Raw genomic sequence first — 1,447 nt, forward strand, 5'->3', positions numbered from 1 at the left:
GGGGATGCGGACGTTTTTTTGGACAGTTTCAATCTCACGCTACATTGACTTTTCGGTATTCGGCAATGCTCAAACCATCGAGGCTGATCTTGATTCGGTGATTGTTGTAGAACTCAATGTATGTCGCGATTGCTTCTTTGAGCTCTTGAGGGTTCTGCCAGGTTCTGCCGTAGTACATTTCGTTTTTCATTCGGCCGAAGAACCCCTCGCATGCTGCATTGTCGGGGCTACAACCTTTCTTCGACATCGAGCGAAGTATTCCGAACTTCTCGGTCATACTTCGCCAGCTGCTGCCTCGATAATGTGCTCCGCGGTCTGAGTGAATCACCAAGGAGCCATCCATTGCCGGCTTTTCGGTTGCGATTGCTGCGTACAAAGTTTCTTCTGCTAACTCCATGGTGGGATGAACACTTGTTTTTGCTGCCACGACCTTCCCGTCAAAACAGTCAATGATGGCAGACAGGTACACGCGACCTTGGTTAGTAGCGAAAACACTGATGTCAGTCAGCCACAACCGATTTGGATGCTCAGCATGAAAATTACGGTTCACCAGGTTAGGTGGTGCGGGAGAAATTTCCCCTTGATAGCTGGAGTAACGCCACTTTCGTTTCGGGAACCAGGGACGAATTCCCTCTTCGTGCATGAGACGGCGGACGACCTTCTCACTGATAACGATCCCGCGATGGCGCAGTTCCCACCAAAGTCGGCGATAGCCGTAGGTGTTATTCGACTCAGAACTAATCTCATGAAGCAATTCGCGGATATGCGCGTGCTTATCCGGAGCAAATCGCTGTTGGAGTTGGTAGTAGAAGCTTGATGCCGCAAGATCAATAGCAGCAAGCAGCATAGATAACGGAAACTCGCCGCGTAACGCGTCAACCACTTCAGCCTTGTGCTTATTGCTGAGCTGCCCCGGGATGACGCTGACGTCTTTTTTTACAAGTTCCAGCTCCTTTTCCAAAACAGCCTTGTCAACGAGCAGTTGAGCCATTTGCTTTTTCAGTTCTGCAGGATCATCGGCTAATGATTTCTCGAATGCTGCTCGGGTGGGCATGCGAGTGTGCTCTTTGCGTTCTCTTTTCGACATCAAACCCCATTTTCCCTCTTCACGGTGGCGTTGTGCCCAAGAATAGACACTCATCTTTGAGCGCAGCTCGCATTCCACAGCGGTGTCAGCTGGCCTCCAACCAGCGTTGAAGAGCTCAACAGCACGAAGCTTGACCTCAAACGGGTAGCGGGTCAATGTTTTTGACTGTTTGCGGGGTCGACCAGGTTTGGCGGGTTCACGCAACCATTTGTACAGCGTCCATCGCCCTGGATAACCAAGTTCACGGACGGTCTTGGTCACCGATTGAGTACGCTTGTAAACCTGCAGAGCTCTGCGTCGCTGCTCCTTGGTGTATGAGCGGTTCATGATGGAATCCTCCAAGATTCCGTCCGCATCCCC

General features: G+C 51.1%; 1 protein-coding gene. It reads right to left on the reverse strand.

Annotated features, from left to right (window positions below):
- Window positions 1-34: 34 nt before the first annotated feature.
- Window positions 35-1,447: IS3 family transposase (locus HMPREF2920_RS00005; protein ID WP_241482431.1), on the reverse strand; the 1,413-nt coding region annotated here is incomplete at its 5' end.

Origin of the sequence: Corynebacterium sp. HMSC075F02, assembly GCF_001838335.1 — a bacterium.
In the GTDB taxonomy this organism is placed as follows: Bacteria; Actinomycetota; Actinomycetes; order Mycobacteriales; family Mycobacteriaceae; genus Corynebacterium; species Corynebacterium jeikeium_D.